Source organism: Paenibacillus aceti, assembly GCF_003614185.1.
Classification (GTDB): Bacteria; Bacillota; Bacilli; order Paenibacillales; family Paenibacillaceae; genus Fontibacillus; species Fontibacillus aceti.
In genome coordinates this window covers 3,907,038-3,923,439 of sequence record NZ_KZ987724.1, presented here as the reverse complement: position 1 = coordinate 3,923,439, position 16,402 = coordinate 3,907,038, and the positions used below count along the sequence as shown (strand labels likewise).

Genomic DNA, 16,402 nt, shown 5'->3' with positions numbered 1-16,402 from the left:
TCATGTATCGGTATATGGAAGAAAGATGATCTCCAACAAAATTAAGGAAGTCATCTTTTTTTAAAAGCGATGATGCATAAGTGAGCTTAGACTTGTATATATATCTCGCAGAATAGAACAGGGAGATGACTGAAATGACCATGTTGTTCAACGAACAGGTTGTCATATCGCGGGAGCAGGCCAAGTGGTTGAAGCTTAGAGGCTGGGGATACCGGTTGCTGGTGGATTTTCTGGGCAGACCGCCGCGCATGTCTCTGATTGCGCAGTGGCATAAACGGGTCGCATTGAGCAACACTGTACCGATGAGTAGTGGCGGACGGAGATTGAAGAATTACTTGGAGAGTATACCGGATCATGAGATTCGCCGGGTCTGCTATGATGAGGCGGAGGAGTACGAGCGTCTATTCATGGGCTCGGATGCCAAGGTACCTACTTGTGAGAGCTTATATAGAGCCAGAGAAGATGGAATCGATGCCTTCAAATGTATTTCCGATATTAGAAGAATCTATATGGAGAGCGGCATCGTGTTTAATAAGCTGAACGGGGAGAGGGATGACCATATCGCCCTGGAGATGGAGTTCATGGCTGTCATGTCGGAGGAGATGCAGGATAAGCTGGGTCTGCCCGATAGTCTACTGGAGAGCCTGAATTTGCAGATCAGGTTCCTGGAGTCGCATCTGCTGCCATGGACGGAGCGGTTCGCTTCTATGCTGGCATCGGCTACGACCAGCCCTTTATATATCGGGTTGGCTGAGATGATGAGCGAATTTCTCGTCGAAGATTTGCATAAGCTTCGGACCTGGCGTGCTCAGCTTGGTTAAACGAGAATAGGATAGGGGCTGTCTCAAAAGTCGATCTTTCGACTTGGAGACGGCCCCTTTTGCGTGCCCCAAAATGTCAACATCCCCATGTTCTGGCCGGATCACTCGGACACGGACATAATTGTCCGTTAGCGTTGATCCTGTGGCACCCAGCCTTTGTAACGGACAATTATGTCCATTACAAGGGAAATTGTCGCGAAAAATTGCATTTTGTGCTTCTAATGGTCAAAAGTGTCCGTTGGAGGAGCGTAGTTGTTGTTTTCATGCTCTAAAGGTCATTTTTGACCGCTTGTCAGTGGAGAGTCTGCTTTCTTTCTAAACTAAAGCGACAGAACAAAAAAAGTTGGACGGGAAACATGACGTTTCTCCGTCCAACTTTTTATTTTGGAGGCTTATTAGCAAGAATGTAGTCTAGTCAAGATCATGCGTTACCGGGCCGCGCCGGCGGAATTTCATCAGGAACTCATAGACCACTGGTACGATGACGAGGGTCAGCAGGGTGGAGCTGATGAGGCCGCCGATAACGGTGATTCCGAGACCGCGGGAAATGATGCCCGCGCTATTCTCCAGACCGGAGACGAGCGGCAGCAGAGCGCCGATCGTAGCAAGAGCGGTCATAAGAATCGGACGCAGTCGGGTAGCCCCTGCTTCAAGCAGAGCCTCGCGGGTAGACAAGCCTTCGCGCTCTTTATGAATAACACGGTCGATCAACACGATCGCATTCGTGACGACAATACCGATCAGCATCAGTACCCCCATTAACGCAGATACGTTCAGTGTTTCACCGCCGATGAGCAGGCCGACGATCGCCCCGATGACGATAAACGGCAGGGAGAACAGAATGGTGAACGGTGCCAAGCCTCCGCCGAAGGTAACGACCAGAACGAAGTATACAATGGCGATCGCTGCCAGCATAGCTATGCCGAGTTGGCCGAAGGTGTCATTGATCTGTTCGGTCACACCGCCGAATTTAACGGTTACCCCGTCGGGTTTATCCATCTTGTCGATTTTATCCTGCAGGGAAGTGGAGGCCTTCTGGATGTCTGTAGTCAGGACGTTCGCACTCACTTCAACGACCATCTTCCCGTCTGTACGCATAATCGAGTTCGGCGAGGTTCCCTTCTCAACCTTGGCCACTTCTTTAATCGGCACCTCGATGCCGAGCGGGGACATAATCGTCTCATTCTCGATCTCTGCTACGCTGGAATACGTGTTGCTATCTGTCTCGATGTAGACATTGTAGTTCTTGCCCTTGATATCCACTTCCGTCAAAACCGGACGTTCGCGAACTGGGCTAAGCTTCATAGCAATTTGCCCTGCCGTAAGCCCGAGTGAACTCAGCTTCTGCTGATCTGCCACAAGGGTGTATTGATCATAGGTCTCAGAGAGGCTGGTCTTGCCTTTCTCAAATTGCTTCGTATCTTCCTCCACCCACTTCAAAATTTGATCGGATACCGGCTTGATTTGCTCCAGGTTGTCGCCGAACACATTGACACTGATGGTGCTGCCGCCCATACCGCCCATCATCATCTCGCTCATGTCGGACCAACTGCCCTCAGGCACTTCCTTTTGCAAGCCTTCGATCAATTCCTGTTTCACTTTATCGAATTTTTTCGTGTCCTTGTCATAGCCGATGTAGAAGAGTGCCGAGTTGACCGAGCTCATGCCAAGCGGATTGCTTCCGCCAATCGAGTATTGCATCTTCTCAACGTCGTTCTGATCGAGGACGTATTTCTCCGCCTGCAGCATCTTGGCTTCAACATCTTCAAGCAGATCCCCAGGTGCTGGAGAATAAGTCAGCATTACATACTTGTCCTCCTGCTCCGGTAGGAAGCTGACGCCAACCAGCGGAGTCAGGAATAGGCTGCCCACGAGCAGAAGTACGGCTGCGCCAAAGGTAATCAACTTATGGGACAGACACCAGTTCAGGATATTCTTATAAAATAGGGCCAAGCCCTGCGGATTCTTGTCATGATCATGGGTCTTCTTCAAGCCTTTGCGGAATAGCGTATGGGCCAGTGCTGGCACCAGAGTGATCGCTACCAGCAAGGAGGCGAGCAGGGCGAATACCATGGTAAGGGCGAACGGCTTGAATAATTGCCCAACCATTCCGCTGACGAAGGCCAATGGTAGGAAGACGGCGATCGTTACAATGGTCGAAGACATAATGGGTACGAACATTTCCCGTGTAGCTGCAACGATCAGCTTGCCGCCCTTGAGCGTCTCGCCAGTAAGCGACAATCTGCGGTATATATTCTCGATGACGACGATCGAGTCATCGACCACCCGTCCGATGGCGACGGTCATAGCCCCAAGCGTCATCATATTGAGCGTAATATCCATCTGCTTCAACAGCAAAACTGCAATCAGCAGCGAGAGCGGGATAGAGATGATGGAGATGATCGTCGAGCGGAAATCCCGCAGGAAGAGCAGGATGATCAGGACGGCGAATAAGGCTCCGAATACCGCCTTGGACAGCATTGTATTTACGGAGTCCGTGATCGGCTGTGCCTGGTCTAATAAGACCGAAATTTCGATATGTCCGAATTGCTCCTCTAATTCCTTGGTTTTATCTTTTACATGCTTCACGACATCAACAGTATTGGCATCGTTATCCTTGATAATTTGAATACCGATCGATTCCTTGCCGTTCGTGCGTGAGATGGATTCTGCCTTACCGATGATCTCAATGTCAGCGATATCGCTGAGCTTCACGGTCGGGATACCGACCGGGGCAGCACCCATAGCTCCTTGAGGTATCGCAGACGTACCCATGCTCGCTCCTGTATCCGTGCTATCCTGACCAGCCGCTGCTGCATTGTCCGCTGCGTCTGCTCCTGCAGGTGCGCCAGAAGGCATACTGCCTTGCCCGGCTGCTGCTCCGCCTGTAGCACTGGAGGCTGCGCTCGGAATAACCGGAATAGCCAGATTCTTCAGGTCATCCACCGTCGTAATGTTGCCATCGACGACGACGGCCTTTTGCGCCTGCTCCATATTGAACAGGCCGAGCGGAACCCGCAGAGCCGAGCCTTGTACGATCCCCTTAACGGTGTCCTCACTGAGGCCGAGCTGCTGCATTTTTGCCTGATGGAACTTAAGGCTTACTTCATTGATATATTGTCCAGCGACCTGCACAGAGGCAACGCCATCCAGATCCTCCAGGGCTGGCTCGATATCATTGCTAATAATTTGGGTTAGTGACTCCAGATCTCCCGATGCTGTATCGGATAAGCTGAGTGACACGACTGGCATAGAGTTCATGCTGAATCTCGTAATTTGCGGTTTCTGGGCATCATCTGGCAGCTTGACATCATTCAGCGCTTCGCGAACCGCTGCGGTGGCATTGTCCAGATTCTCGCCATATTTAAATTCAATGAAGAGCGAGGCCGCATTCTCCATGGAAGTGGAGGTGATCGTCTTGACGCCATCCACATTACGGAGTCTCTGTTCTAGCGGTTTGGCCACATCCTGGACGACGCCCTCTGGGGCTGCTCCGGGATAAATGGCTGTAACACTCAGGAATGGAACATCGATATTAGGAATAGTCTCTTGTTTCATCGTAAGCCCGCTGTACAGACCCGTAAATGTAACGATGATCGTCAGTAGCCAAACCGCAAATTTATTGCGGATGGAGAAGTTAATAATACTTTTCATAAGCAGGGTTCTGCTCCTCTCTTATTTCCTATATAAATTAATACTTGATCTTGGTCTAAGCGTAATAAGGCTGAAGCAATCTCACCAGCTCGCGGAGCTTATCTCCCAGCTCAGGCCAATCCTCCAGATTAGCGATCATGCCTTTAAGAATCGCCCGGCGGGGACGGGAATCGAGCAATTCCTGCTCCAGAATCTGCAGGGTCTCATAGGCTTGCTGCCGCTGCTCCTCATCTACAATCTGCTTCTCCAGCAGATCCTTCAGCTCTTTGATCACGAGCAGGGGATGCTTCTCCGTCTCAGCTTGGCAGCTTCTGCATTTCCCATAGACATTCATCAGCTCATCCGATATTAAAGGATCAGGGCGCTTCTGCAGTAGATGGTCCACGACCGAATCCAACAAGCTTATAACATAGACGGCAATCTGCCGCGTATTTGTAGTCATATGGGGGAAGAACAGCATTTTGGCATAAGTACCGATCATCCCGTGAGAGAGCACGATAAGATCGCCCATATAGGGGATGATTTCCTCGCCATAGGCGGCGGTCAGGGTATTCTTGGTATAATGTAGAAGTTCAGCGTTATGCTTGTTCATAATCTCAGGCTCTTGGAAGAGCGTCCCCTTTTTAACCCACTCCTTGAATTGCATATGCAGAAATCCTCTCAGCTCAAGCACCAACTCGAACAGAACCTCCAGCTTGCGTATAAGATTATCCTTCGGCGATAGATTTCTATCCTGATCCACTTGGAGCAGGGCGGCCTGCAGCAATTGATAGCAGTAATCGAACAGGCTAAGCTCCAGCTCATCCTTGGATTTGAAATGCAAATAGAGACTCCCCTTGGACATCCCGCAAACGTCGGCAATTTCTTGCATCGATGTGGCTGATGAACCTTTTGCTGCAAATAGCTGCATGGCGGTTCTTAAAATTAATTTCTTTTTGTCTTCCGATTTGCTTGACAATCGGTAACCTCCTCCCAGTTGTGACTTGTGAGTTCTCATTATGACCCGTAAGTCGTTTTCGATTATATTATAAAATAGGGGCCGATACAAATTTACTCAGCTATGCGTTTAAACAAGCGGCAATAAAGGGCTTCCAATAAATCATGTAGGAAGAAGGACAAGCTTCATGTAAAATAGAATCATGTATTTTTGAAGAGAGGTACAGCGATGAGACGTGGATTACAGATCTTATTGATCGCAATTATATTATTTGCCTTCTATTTTTTCGGATTTGGTATTTTCGGTAAATTTGGAGGGATGCTGGTTAGTATTTTTCAGACGCTGACCGTCGTTACGATCAGTCTCGCTATCTTCATGGAGAACCGTAATCCTTCCAGCACGCTAGCCTGGATTCTGGTGTTGGCACTGCTGCCTGTCGTCGGTTTGGTGCTGTATTTCCTGCTTGGTCAGAACTACTTCAAGAGACGTAAATTCGATAAAAAAGCAGAGCAGGATCGGATCAGCTACGAGCGGATCGATCATAGCGGCAGTATGCTTCCACGGGATCTGTCCAAGTTCACGCCCGCTCAGCAGCGGCTGCTGCAATTGTCGCAGCGTCTGGCCCGCACGCCCTTCTCGATGGCTACCCGCACCAAGGTACTTACCAATGGCGAGGAGACATTCTCTACGCTGCTCAGGGAATTGAAGCTGGCAAAGCATCATATCCATATGGAATATTACATATATCGTGCCGATGCTATAGGACGGGAGATTCAGAAGACTTTAATCGAGCGGGCGCAGGCGGGGGTCGAGGTCCGCTTCATGTATGATGCTGTCGGTAGTATCGGACTGCCGAAGTCATTTATCAATGAGCTTCGCGCTGCCGGGGTCAAGGTCGGTGTATTCGGACCGATGCGCTTCCTCGCCTTATCGAGCCGGGTCAATTACCGGAATCACCGCAAGATTGTGGTGATTGACGGGACCACGGGCTTCATCGGCGGGCTGAATGTCGGCGATGAGTATTTGAGCCGCAATAAGAGCTATGGCTTTTGGCGCGATACACATATGCTGGTCCAAGGGGAGGCGGTAAGATCGCTGCAGATTATCTTCTTGCAGGATTGGCATTATGTATATGGCGAGCGGATCATGGATCAGCAGTATCTATCACCGGAACTGGTTCCTGGTTGTGGCGGAGCGATTCAGATTATACCGAGCGGCCCGGATAATGAGAGCCGGACGCTCAAGAATCTATTCTTCTCCATGATCACAACCGCCAAGAAATCGGTCTGGCTGGCCACGCCGTATTTTATTCCGGATGATGATATTCTCTCGGCTCTGCGAGTAGCGGCGATGTCGGGGATTGATGTGCGCATCCTGTTTCCGGCGCGGCCGGATAAATGGCTGCCCTTCCTGGCCTCTCACTCCTATTTTCCATCCTTGCTTGAGGTCGGCGTGAAGATCTTTGAATATGAGAAGGGCTTCCTTCACTCCAAGCTGCTGATTGTCGATGGGGAAGTAGCCACGGTAGGTACGGCCAATATGGATATGCGCAGCTTCCACCTGAATTTTGAAGTGAACGCTTTGCTTGTACAGAGTGACAGTGTAGAGAAGATTGTGAAGGATTTTGAACGGGATTTGTTAACCACCAAGCTGATTGAAAAGAAGTCTTTCATGCATAAGAAAATATATGTGCGTTTCATGGAATCGGCAGCCAGATTAATGTCACCATTGCTATAGCTTGTGAAGTAGAGATACAAGAGGAGGCAGATAGAATGCCGGCAAGGGGAAAGGTCTTGGTAGTCGGATCAGGCTTCGGAGGACTGGCTTGTGCCATAGGATTGGCAGGCCGGGGGTATCAGGTGACGATATTGGAGCGTAAAGGTCGTATCGGAGGGAAATTACAGCGAGTTGTCATCGACGGGTATCGGTTCGATTGCGGCCCGAATACGATCGAGCTCCCCTATGTATTTCGTAATGTGTTCCGCAGCGTGGGGCGCAGAATGGAGGATTACGTATCTCTGATTCCGCTGGAGCCCCGTTCTCGTAGTATATTTACAGACGGAAGTGTCGTAGATATGACCGGGGATGTGGAGGAGATGCAGCATCAGATCGATACTTATAGTCCGGTCGATGCGCTGCATTATCCGGCCTTTCTGCAGGAATCACGGATGATGTTCCAGAGCGTCAAGAGAAGGCTGATGAACCAGCTGCCGCTGGGACATAGGGAGAAGTGGAATGCCAGCATGGTCATGGAGCTGCTGAGCGTCGTCCCGCTGTTCAGAAGATCTTTGAATCGCGAGCTTCGCCATTTCTTCACGCATCCGAATACCCTAGCCTTGTTCGGAAGATACGCGGCGCGCGTCGGCTCCTCTCCCTTCCTGGCGCCTTCGATCTATGGCATGCTGCATAGCAGTGAAGTCGATCATGGTACTTATAGTATTCGCGGCGGGACTTATGCTTTGGTAGAAGCGCTGCAGACGCTGGCGCAGGAGCTTGGAGTCGAGATCAAAATGGGGATCGAGGCGCAGCAAATCCGGGTTCAGGGCGGACGGGTCGCCGGACTGGAGACGAGTGAGGGATACTATGAGGCTCCGCTGATCGTCATTAATGGCGATCTCCTGTCCACTAGTCAGCAACTGCTGAGTGAAGAGTTCAGACCTTCACTGAACGACCGCAGAATCGCCTCGATGGAGCCCTCATTATCTGCGTTTGTGCAATTGGCGGGTGTCCCCTCATTATATGATCGCTTGCTGCATCACACCGTGTTCTTCTCGGATCGCTATGAGCAAGAATTCAATGAAATCTTCAATCAGCGGAGGCCGCCTTCCAAGCCATCCGTATACATATGCAATTCCTCTTACACTGAGAAGGAGGCCGCTCCCGAGGGCCACAGCAATCTGTTCATCATGACTTATGCGCCTTACCTGTCCAATGCCTGGGACTGGAATGAGCAGCGTGAGAGGTATTCCGAGCATGTGTTATCTACCTTGCGGGGGTATGGTTTACAGGGGATTCAGCAGCAGCATGTGCTCAGTACCTATGCCCCTGATCAGCTCGCCCGAGATACCGCGGCTTACCGCGGAGGTATGTACGGACTGGCCTCCCACAGCATACGGCAAATATTGCGCAGACCGAGCAATCGCAGCCGGGATGTGAAGGGACTGTGGTACGTAGGCGGCTCCACGTATCCTGGAGGGGGAGTGCCCTATGTTACGTTATCAGGCCATTTGGTCGCCGGATATATTGCGCATGAGATGGAATAGTGAAGAGGGGGGAAATCGCGAGCGGAAGAACATTGGACTCGGCTGTCTCATCCGAGGCGATCATCAGTTCAACAGATAAATGGGCAAAATAGGAGAATATGAAGATAGGAGGAATGGATAATGGGCGGTACATCCGAGCGCAAAACAGAGCATATCCGGCTCTGTTTGGAGGAGCAGGTAAACGGAACAGGAATTAGCACAGGACTGGAGCAATATGCCTTCCGGCATAAAGCGCTGCCGGAACTGAATTTTGCAGATATTCGCTTAGACGCAAGTTTTCTCGATCGAGTGCTCCGCACACCGTTGCTGATCAGTTCCATGACTGGAGGCAGTGAGCTGGCCGGGAGAATTAATGAGCGTCTAGCTGAAGCGGCGGAACGGCGGGGTTGGGCGATGGGCGTAGGCTCGGTACGGGCGGCAGTTGAGCGGCAGGAGCTGGCGCCGACCTTTGCAATACGGCGCTATGCTCCGACGATTCCGATCATCGCTAATATTGGAGCGGTTCAGCTGAACTATGGCTTCGGAGCGGATGAGTGCCTACGCGCGGTTGAAATCGCTGGCGCCGATATGCTCGTGCTGCATCTGAACAGTCTGCAGGAGGTATTCCAGCCCGAGGGGGATACAGCCTTCAGCGGTTTATTATCGCGGATCGAAGCCTTATGCCGAGCTCTGCCTATCCCGGTGGGCGTCAAGGAAGTGGGCTGGGGAATCGATGGGGAGACCGCTTATCAGCTCTGCGAAGCCGGCGCCGCATTTATCGATGTGGCCGGAGCGGGCGGAACATCCTGGAGCCAGGTGGAGAAATTCCGTAACAAGGACCAGGTGCGCCGTGAGGTGGCGGAGGCGTTCGCCGATTGGGGCAATCCGACCGCCGAATGCATCGTGGATGTACGGCAGGCGGTTCCCGGCGCAGCGATCATCGGTAGTGGCGGGCTGAACACGGGGGTTGATGCTGCCAAAGCGCTGGCACTGGGGGCGAACTTGGCCGGGTTCGGCCGTGCGGTGCTGGAGCCTGCGGTCAACTCCGAGCGGCGGCTCGATGAATTGCTGGAACGGATTGAACTGGAGCTGCGCACCGTGATGTTCGGGATCGGAGTTGCTAATATCGAGGAGCTGCGCGGCACAAATCGGCTCGTCCGCAGATTTACAAATTCATCCTATGAACGATATTCTTGAAATATATGCTGCGGATATGTACTATGGTTGAAGGTGAATAAAGTTATCAAGTTATCAAATACTGAGGAGTTGTCATAGATATGGCTTTAAAAGCAGGGATCGTGGGCCTTCCGAATGTCGGAAAATCCACATTGTTTAACGCGATTACCCAAGCGGGCGCAGAATCCGCGAACTATCCGTTTTGTACGATTGATCCGAACGTCGGTGTCGTCGAGGTGCCGGACGAGCGTCTGGATAAGCTGACCGAGCTAGTCACTCCGAACAAGACGGTACCGACCGCATTTGAATTTGTCGACATCGCCGGGTTGGTGCGCGGGGCAAGTAAAGGCGAAGGGCTGGGCAATAAATTCCTGGCCCATATCCGTGAAGTGGATGCGATCGTTCATGTGGTCCGCTGCTTTGAAGATGAGAATATTACCCATGTTGACGGTAAAATCAATCCGATCAGCGATATCCAGACGATCAATCTGGAATTGATTCTGGCCGATCTGGAGAGCGTTGATAAACGGATCGATCGCGCCCGCAAGAATATGAAGGGCGGCAACAAGCAATATGAGCAAGAAGTAGCGCTGCTTGAACGTATTAAGGAAGCTCTCTATAACGATATGCCGGCGCGCAGCGTGGAGCTGACGGATGACGAGAAGCTGATCATCCGCGATCTGCACTTGCTGACCTTGAAGCCGGTGCTCTATGCAGCGAACGTAAGTGAGGACGGAGTTACCGATACGGACAATAATCCGTTCGTGCAGCAGGTGATCGAATTTGCAGCGGCTGAGAAGGCCGAGGTGGTGCCGATCAGCGCGAAGGTCGAGTCGGAGATTGCTGAGCTGGAGGGCGAAGACAAGGCGATGTTCCTTGAAGAGCTCGGCTTGGCGGAATCAGGGCTGAACCGCCTGATTAAAGCGGCTTACCGCTTGCTGGGCTTGTACACGTATTTCACGGCCGGAGTACAGGAAGTACGGGCATGGACGATCCGTAAAGGCATGAAGGCTCCACAGGCCGCCGGGGTCATTCACACCGACTTCGAACGCGGATTCATCCGTGCCGAGGTAGTGTCCTATGACGATCTCGTCGCTGCCGGCTCCATGAACGTAGCGAAAGAACGTGGACAGCTTCGCCTTGAAGGCAAGGAGTATGTCGTGCAAGACGGCGACGTCATGCATTTCCGTTTTAACGTGTAAGGCGTAAGTAGATATGAATGAGGTCTGTCGGGGCTCCGGCAGGCTTCTTTTTTTAGGGAAAAAGTATGTACGTCGGCAGGTTGCTGCTCAACGTAATGCTTGGGAACGTAGAACAGTGGCTGCCCTGAAGTTGTAACGAAACTGGGGATCGCTATTTGTGTCAAAAGGGGCGATTTCACATTTATACGAAACTCGGTATCGCTATTGCGGCAAAAAGGGGTCTAAATGACGGATTTCTACTCAAATAGCAATCTGGGGTTTCGTTAGATTTGAGATGGTGCTGATTTTGCGGAAATAACGATCTGGAGTTTCGTTAGAGCGCCGGTGGGCTTGCCAATGTTTCTCAACAGCCTGACACTATACGGGAATTTCCTATAAACAGGTGGTTTCATACGCAAAAGTCTGCATTTCAGTATTTAGAGCCCACTTTACACTTACTCTTTAACAGAACTTGGTAGCGCTATCAGCACCAAAAAGTAGCCTCGGAAAATGGTAACGAAACGGGAGGCCGCTATTCAGGCGGATTCGTGGCTTTTAGCCGGTATTTCTATCCCGCAAAATTTTTCTCGAAGATTGGCCCAAATATCCAGAAATTGTGTTGAGCAGTGGCTCGACTGTTTAGTATACTTAGAAAGATTTTTCATACATTTTCATTTAGGAGGGATTTTATGGGTATGGACTATGCAGTAGCGAGAAAGAGCCAACTCGATTCCAGGGAGCTTCTGCTGCTCGAATCTGAGGTTAAGAATCAAGGGAAAAACATGGTTATCGCTTATGTGCTCTGGTATTTCCTTGGTTTATTTGGTGGTCATCGCTTTTATTTCGGAAAGACAGGTTCGGCGGTTGCACAATTGATTCTGTCGCTTACCGTGATCGGTATGATCGCTACCTTTATCTGGTGGGTCGTGGATGCGTTCCTCGTACATACTTGGGTGAAGGAACACAATGCTATCGTGGAGAACCGCATCATCGACAACATTCTAGCGAATAGAGGACTCTCCGAGAGGTATCCGATCTAATGCTGTTCAGTAAACAGGATTTATCGACGAACGAACTGATCGTCCTTAGCTCAGAAATGCGCAAGCGTGAGAAGTCGCTCGTATTTGCCTACTTGATGCTGCTTATGGGGCATTTGGGCATACATCGCTTGTATTTAAAGAGAACCGTCTCCGGGATACTTCAGTTAGTATTATTTATAGTCATGTTTATTTCCTACATACTATTCTTAGTGCTGATAGGGATGGATGATTCTTTCACTTACGATACTAATTTGTATATACCGGGTCTGATATTTGGGTTTATCGCTCTAATCAGCTTCATCGGATTGACGATATGGGTTATTGTCGATGCCTGTCTTCTGCCGGGAATCGTCAGGAGCTGGAATCATCAGCTGGAGCAGACGCTAATCGCCCAGATTGTAGCACTTAGACCCGTAGGAGAGCCGGGACATCCTCCAGGCACGGAACGGTTTTTAAATTAACTTCATAGCTGTGTCGCCGTGATTCTTGACTTCTACAGTTGAGTTTGCGGCTTTTTTTATATATTATTTGCTTGTATGAATTCTATATTGACGGAAGCTAAGGAGGGCTTAGCCTTAGTCATAGCTTATCTATGCAAGGGCATGTCAATTATGGTATAATTAAATGTCAGCTGAAATTGGCTGAATTTTGTTTGTATAGCTAAATTTTTAAGGATATTGCTATTTGAGAGAGGTGAATTTCCTTGTTGGACCGACTTCAATCCCTGGCTGATCGTTACGATAAGCTTAGTGAGCTGCTCTGTGATCCGGATGTAGCTAATGATACGAAGAAGCTTCGTGATTATTCCAAGGAACAATCGGATTTACAGCCGGCTTATGAGGCTTACACCGAATATAAGCGTGTCATCGAGGAGCTTGATGCCGCCAAAGCGATGCAAGCGGAGAAACTGGATGATGAGATGCGCGACATGGTCAAAATGGAAATCGAGGAGCTTTCCGCACGTATGCAAGAGCTGGAGGAACAGATCCGTATTTTGCTGCTGCCGAAGGACCCTAATGATGATAAAAACGTAATCGTGGAAATTCGTGGCGCTGCCGGTGGTGATGAAGCTGCGCTGTTCGCGGCTGATTTATATCGCATGTATACCCGGTATGCCGATTCTCAAGGCTGGCGCGTTGAGATCATGGATGTGAACGAGAGCGATCTGGGTGGCTTCAAAGAGATCATCTTCATGATCAATGGCCGCGGGGCATACAGCAGAATGAAATACGAGAGCGGGGCACATCGGGTGCAGCGGATTCCGGCGACGGAGTCTGGCGGGCGTATTCATACTTCGACTTCGACGGTAGCTGTAATGCCGGAAGCTGAGGAAGTAGACGTGGAGATTCTGGATAAGGATATCCGCGTAGATACTTTCTGTTCCAGCGGTGCTGGCGGACAGTCCGTTAATACGACCAAATCAGCGGTGCGTGTCACTCATATCCCGACGGGCATCGTAGCGACCTGTCAGGACGGCAAATCGCAGAACTCTAACAAAGATAAGGCATTGCAGGTGCTTCGGACGCGGATCATGGATATGATGCGCCAGGAAGAGGAAGCGAAATATGCTGGCGAGCGTAAGAGCAAGGTGGGAACCGGGGACCGCAGTGAACGGATTCGGACTTATAACTTCCCGCAGAGCCGGGTAACCGATCATCGGATCGGCTTAACGCTGCACAAGCTTGATCAAGTGATGAATGGGGAGATCGATGAAATTGTATCGGCCCTTACCATTGCCGAGCAAGCCGAGCTTATGGAAAAAGGAGAATAATGCCTTGAAACGTAACGGATATCAACTATCTGGAGCGCTTACAATTTTGGAAGCCCGTAAAGAGGCTTCTTCTTTTTTGGCGGAGGCCGGGGTAAAAGATCCGGAATCGAACGCCGAGCTGCTGCTTCGCCATGTATTAGGGCTGGAGGGGGCGAAGTATCTGCTCGCTCTGCGCGACCCGTTCCCGTCCGGGAGCAAACAGGCATGGGAGGCGGCCGTCAATCGTAAGGCCGCCGGTGAGCCAGCGCAGTATATTATCGGGGAACAGGAATTCTACGGCTTGACCTTCAAGGTCACGCCGGCGGTGCTGATTCCCCGTCCCGAGACGGAGCTGCTGGTGGAGCAAATCGCCAGACTGGGCGATTTGTTATGGCCGGGCGGCGCTCCGCAGGCCGCCGACATCGGTACCGGCAGCGGCGCGATCGCTGCCGCGCTGGCCCATCTGCGCCCAGCCTGGCGCGTGACGGCGAGTGATATCTCGCCGGAAGCGCTGGCGGTGGCGCAGGACAATGTCCAGCGGCTCGGCCTCTCGGTGAGGTTCAAGCAGGGGAACCTGCTTGAACCATTCGCGGGCGAGCCGCTGGACATCGTGGTGTCCAATCCGCCGTATATACCGGCGGATACGATTGCCGAGCTGCAGCCGGAGGTACGCGATTATGAGCCACGCGGCGCGCTGGACGGCGGGCCGGACGGGCTCTACCCCTATCGCGTGATGATGCAGCAGCTCGCACTGCTGCCCCAGCCGCCGAAGCTGATCGGCTTCGAGCTTGGCATGGGCCAAGCGGCGGCTGTGGCCGATATGCTGCGCGCCGCCGGGCATTGGCGCGAAATATTGACGATTCCGGATTTGGCCGGAATCGACCGCCATGTCATCGGCAGAGCTTGATGAAGGTGGAGTGTCCGGCGGACGGGCCCCGATTTTTTTTTCTGGTGAAGGGCAGCATTTTCGAAGAGGAATATCCAGCTTTGAATGAACCTTGAATGTAACTTATCTGCTGCTCTTTACGTTACTGGATTGAAATGTGCAGCTTGGAGGAATATGGTGTCCTCGGCGAATGGACTTTGCACGAAGTTTTTTTTACAATGGGTAAGATAGATTGGTTTCTGCAGTAGAGAGATATATTGCTGCGGAAATGTCCAACAAGATTGATCCAGCGGACGGGGGACAGGGTCCATGCTTAATAAATTCAAAAAAATAGATTATACGATCGTGTTCATCCTCTTGCTTCTGATGGGCATCAGTATTGCTGTGCTGTATAGTGCTACCATTAATACGCAATATGAAGGGTACCATCTTCGGATGGCCAGTTATTATGCTATTGGGTTTGTCGTCTTTTTTGCGTTGGCCTTGGTAGACTACCGCGTGCTTGTGAAATATGCCTTATACATTTATTTAGCCGGGGTTGCTTTACTCGTCGTCGTTATGTTCATCGGGAATACCTATTACAACGCGACGGGGTGGATGACGCTCCCGGGCGGGCTCAGCTTCCAGCCAGCGGAATTCTTCAAGCTGCTGCTTGTTATATTCCTGGCTCATGTGCTGTATCGTAAGCGCAAGCCGCAGCTCGCTTTTTGGAGAGATGTTATACCGATCTGCTTGATTACCTTCGTTCCATTCATGATTGTAATGGCGCAGAATGACCTTGGTAACGCGCTTAGCTATCTTGTCATTCTGGCTGGAATGCTGTGGATCGGTGGTATGAAATATTCCCATGCTCTGATCGCTCTGACGATCTTCGCCGCTTCCGTAATTGGGGGCATCAGCGCTTATAAGATTTATTATGATGAGGTTCATAAATTTTTTGCGGATATCGGCCGGGAGCACTGGATCGAGCGGATCGACCCTTGGCTGGTGCCGGAGAAAGCGACCGATAAGGCCATCTATCATACAAAGAACGCCAAGCTTGCCATCGCTTCGGGCGGTATGACCGGAGAAGGCTATATGCAAGGGGCGACTGTGCAGTCCGAGCGGGTCCCGCTGACTTACTCCGATTCGATCTTCGTCGTCATTGCTGAGGAGTTCGGCTTCCTGGGCAGCTCGGTGCTGCTGCTGCTCTACTTCGTGCTCATTCATCGTTTGATTCTGATTTCACTGGAATGCAAGGACCGAAGCGGGCCGTTCATTATCGTCGGGATCGTCGCTCTGTTCCTCTATCAGATCTTCGAGAATATCGGCATGTTCATCGGCCTGATGCCGCTGACCGGGATCACCTTGCCATTCATCAGCTATGGCGGTACATCCCTGGTCATCAATATGGCTAGTATCGGCGTGGCTATGAGCATCCGTCTTCATGGACAAGAGGCAGAGGAGGAGCAGACAGTCCCGGCAACCCGGCAGACCTCCGTTAAGTCACAGTAATATGCTGTGGAGTACGGTGATGATGCGTATGATGATGCAGATATAGTACGATCTGGAACGCCGATGCTTGTTGCGTTTGGTGACGTGGTGAACGGATGATCGTAATGTCGACAGTCAGCGCGTTTAGTGATCGATGAAAAGGTAATTGGAAAGTCGATGGTTGGTGCGTCTGATGATTGATGAACGGGTGATCGTAATGTCGATAGTCCGTGTGTCTGTTG

At 51.0% G+C, this 16,402-nt stretch carries 12 protein-coding genes; 10 read left to right on the top strand and 2 right to left on the bottom strand.

Features of this window, described 5'->3' with window-relative positions:
* Positions 1-134: 134 nt before the first annotated feature.
* Positions 135-821, top strand: a complete 687-nt coding sequence (locus tag BFJ94_RS17615; RefSeq protein ID WP_120463830.1) for a TorD/DmsD family molecular chaperone — start codon at positions 135-137, stop codon at positions 819-821.
* Positions 822-1,232: 411 nt separating this feature from the next.
* Here the strand turns inward: BFJ94_RS17615 and BFJ94_RS17610 are convergent, their stop codons facing one another.
* Positions 1,233-4,475, bottom strand: a complete 3,243-nt coding sequence (locus BFJ94_RS17610) for an efflux RND transporter permease subunit (RefSeq protein ID WP_120463829.1) — start codon at positions 4,473-4,475, stop codon at positions 1,233-1,235.
* Positions 4,476-4,530: 55 nt separating this feature from the next.
* Complete coding sequence (locus BFJ94_RS17605) at positions 4,531-5,433, bottom strand: TetR/AcrR family transcriptional regulator (protein ID WP_162944318.1); 903 nt, start codon at positions 5,431-5,433, stop codon at positions 4,531-4,533.
* Between the two features lie 207 nt (positions 5,434-5,640).
* Here BFJ94_RS17605 and cls point away from each other — a divergent pair, with 207 nt between their 5' ends.
* The 9 genes from cls to BFJ94_RS17560 all read left to right on the top strand — a co-directional run bounded on the left by cls (position 5,641) and on the right by BFJ94_RS17560 (position 16,181).
* Positions 5,641-7,149 (top strand): cardiolipin synthase, encoded by a 1,509-nt coding sequence (gene cls, locus BFJ94_RS17600; RefSeq protein ID WP_120463827.1) that lies wholly within the window; start codon positions 5,641-5,643, stop codon positions 7,147-7,149.
* Between the two features lie 35 nt (positions 7,150-7,184).
* Positions 7,185-8,675, top strand: coding sequence for a phytoene desaturase family protein (locus BFJ94_RS17595; RefSeq protein ID WP_120463826.1), 1,491 nt, complete (start codon positions 7,185-7,187; stop codon positions 8,673-8,675).
* A 120-nt stretch (positions 8,676-8,795) separates the two neighbouring features.
* A complete protein-coding gene (fni, locus tag BFJ94_RS17590) occupies positions 8,796-9,851 on the top strand; it encodes a type 2 isopentenyl-diphosphate Delta-isomerase (RefSeq protein WP_120463825.1) in 1,056 nt (351 codons plus the stop codon).
* Between the two features lie 80 nt (positions 9,852-9,931).
* Positions 9,932-11,032 (top strand): redox-regulated ATPase YchF, encoded by a 1,101-nt coding sequence (gene ychF / locus BFJ94_RS17585; RefSeq protein ID WP_120463824.1) that lies wholly within the window; start codon positions 9,932-9,934, stop codon positions 11,030-11,032.
* Positions 11,033-11,706: 674 nt separating this feature from the next.
* On the top strand, positions 11,707-12,051 hold the full coding sequence (locus tag BFJ94_RS17580; RefSeq protein ID WP_120465288.1) for a TM2 domain-containing protein: 345 nt from the start codon (positions 11,707-11,709) through the stop codon (positions 12,049-12,051).
* Positions 12,051-12,512 (top strand): NINE protein, encoded by a 462-nt coding sequence (locus BFJ94_RS17575; protein ID WP_120463823.1) that lies wholly within the window; start codon positions 12,051-12,053, stop codon positions 12,510-12,512. Before BFJ94_RS17580 ends, BFJ94_RS17575 begins: the two co-directional genes overlap by 1 nt.
* Positions 12,513-12,754: 242 nt before the next feature.
* Complete coding sequence (prfA, locus tag BFJ94_RS17570; RefSeq protein ID WP_120463822.1) at positions 12,755-13,822, top strand: peptide chain release factor 1; 1,068 nt, start codon at positions 12,755-12,757, stop codon at positions 13,820-13,822.
* Complete coding sequence (gene prmC, locus BFJ94_RS17565) at positions 13,749-14,708, top strand: peptide chain release factor N(5)-glutamine methyltransferase (RefSeq protein ID WP_439116395.1); 960 nt, start codon at positions 13,749-13,751, stop codon at positions 14,706-14,708. Before prfA ends, prmC begins: the two co-directional genes overlap by 74 nt.
* Positions 14,709-14,996: 288 nt before the next feature.
* Entirely contained in the window at positions 14,997-16,181 is a 1,185-nt protein-coding gene (locus BFJ94_RS17560) for an FtsW/RodA/SpoVE family cell cycle protein (RefSeq protein ID WP_120463820.1), read from the top strand.
* Positions 16,182-16,402: the final 221 nt, after the last annotated feature.

Coding starts and splice junctions, on each gene's coding strand:
- BFJ94_RS17560 (WP_120463820.1), top strand. CDS start 14,997: ATGCTTAATAAATTCAAAAAAATAGATTATACGATCGTGTTCATCCTC.
- prmC (WP_439116395.1), top strand. CDS start 13,749: ATGGGGAGATCGATGAAATTGTATCGGCCCTTACCATTGCCGAGCAAG.
- fni (WP_120463825.1), top strand. CDS start 8,796: ATGGGCGGTACATCCGAGCGCAAAACAGAGCATATCCGGCTCTGTTTG.
- BFJ94_RS17610 (WP_120463829.1), bottom strand. CDS start 4,475: ATGAAAAGTATTATTAACTTCTCCATCCGCAATAAATTTGCGGTTTGG.
- cls (WP_120463827.1), top strand. CDS start 5,641: ATGAGACGTGGATTACAGATCTTATTGATCGCAATTATATTATTTGCC.
- BFJ94_RS17575 (WP_120463823.1), top strand. CDS start 12,051: ATGCTGTTCAGTAAACAGGATTTATCGACGAACGAACTGATCGTCCTT.
- BFJ94_RS17595 (WP_120463826.1), top strand. CDS start 7,185: ATGCCGGCAAGGGGAAAGGTCTTGGTAGTCGGATCAGGCTTCGGAGGA.
- ychF (WP_120463824.1), top strand. CDS start 9,932: ATGGCTTTAAAAGCAGGGATCGTGGGCCTTCCGAATGTCGGAAAATCC.
- BFJ94_RS17580 (WP_120465288.1), top strand. CDS start 11,707: ATGGACTATGCAGTAGCGAGAAAGAGCCAACTCGATTCCAGGGAGCTT.
- BFJ94_RS17615 (WP_120463830.1), top strand. CDS start 135: ATGACCATGTTGTTCAACGAACAGGTTGTCATATCGCGGGAGCAGGCC.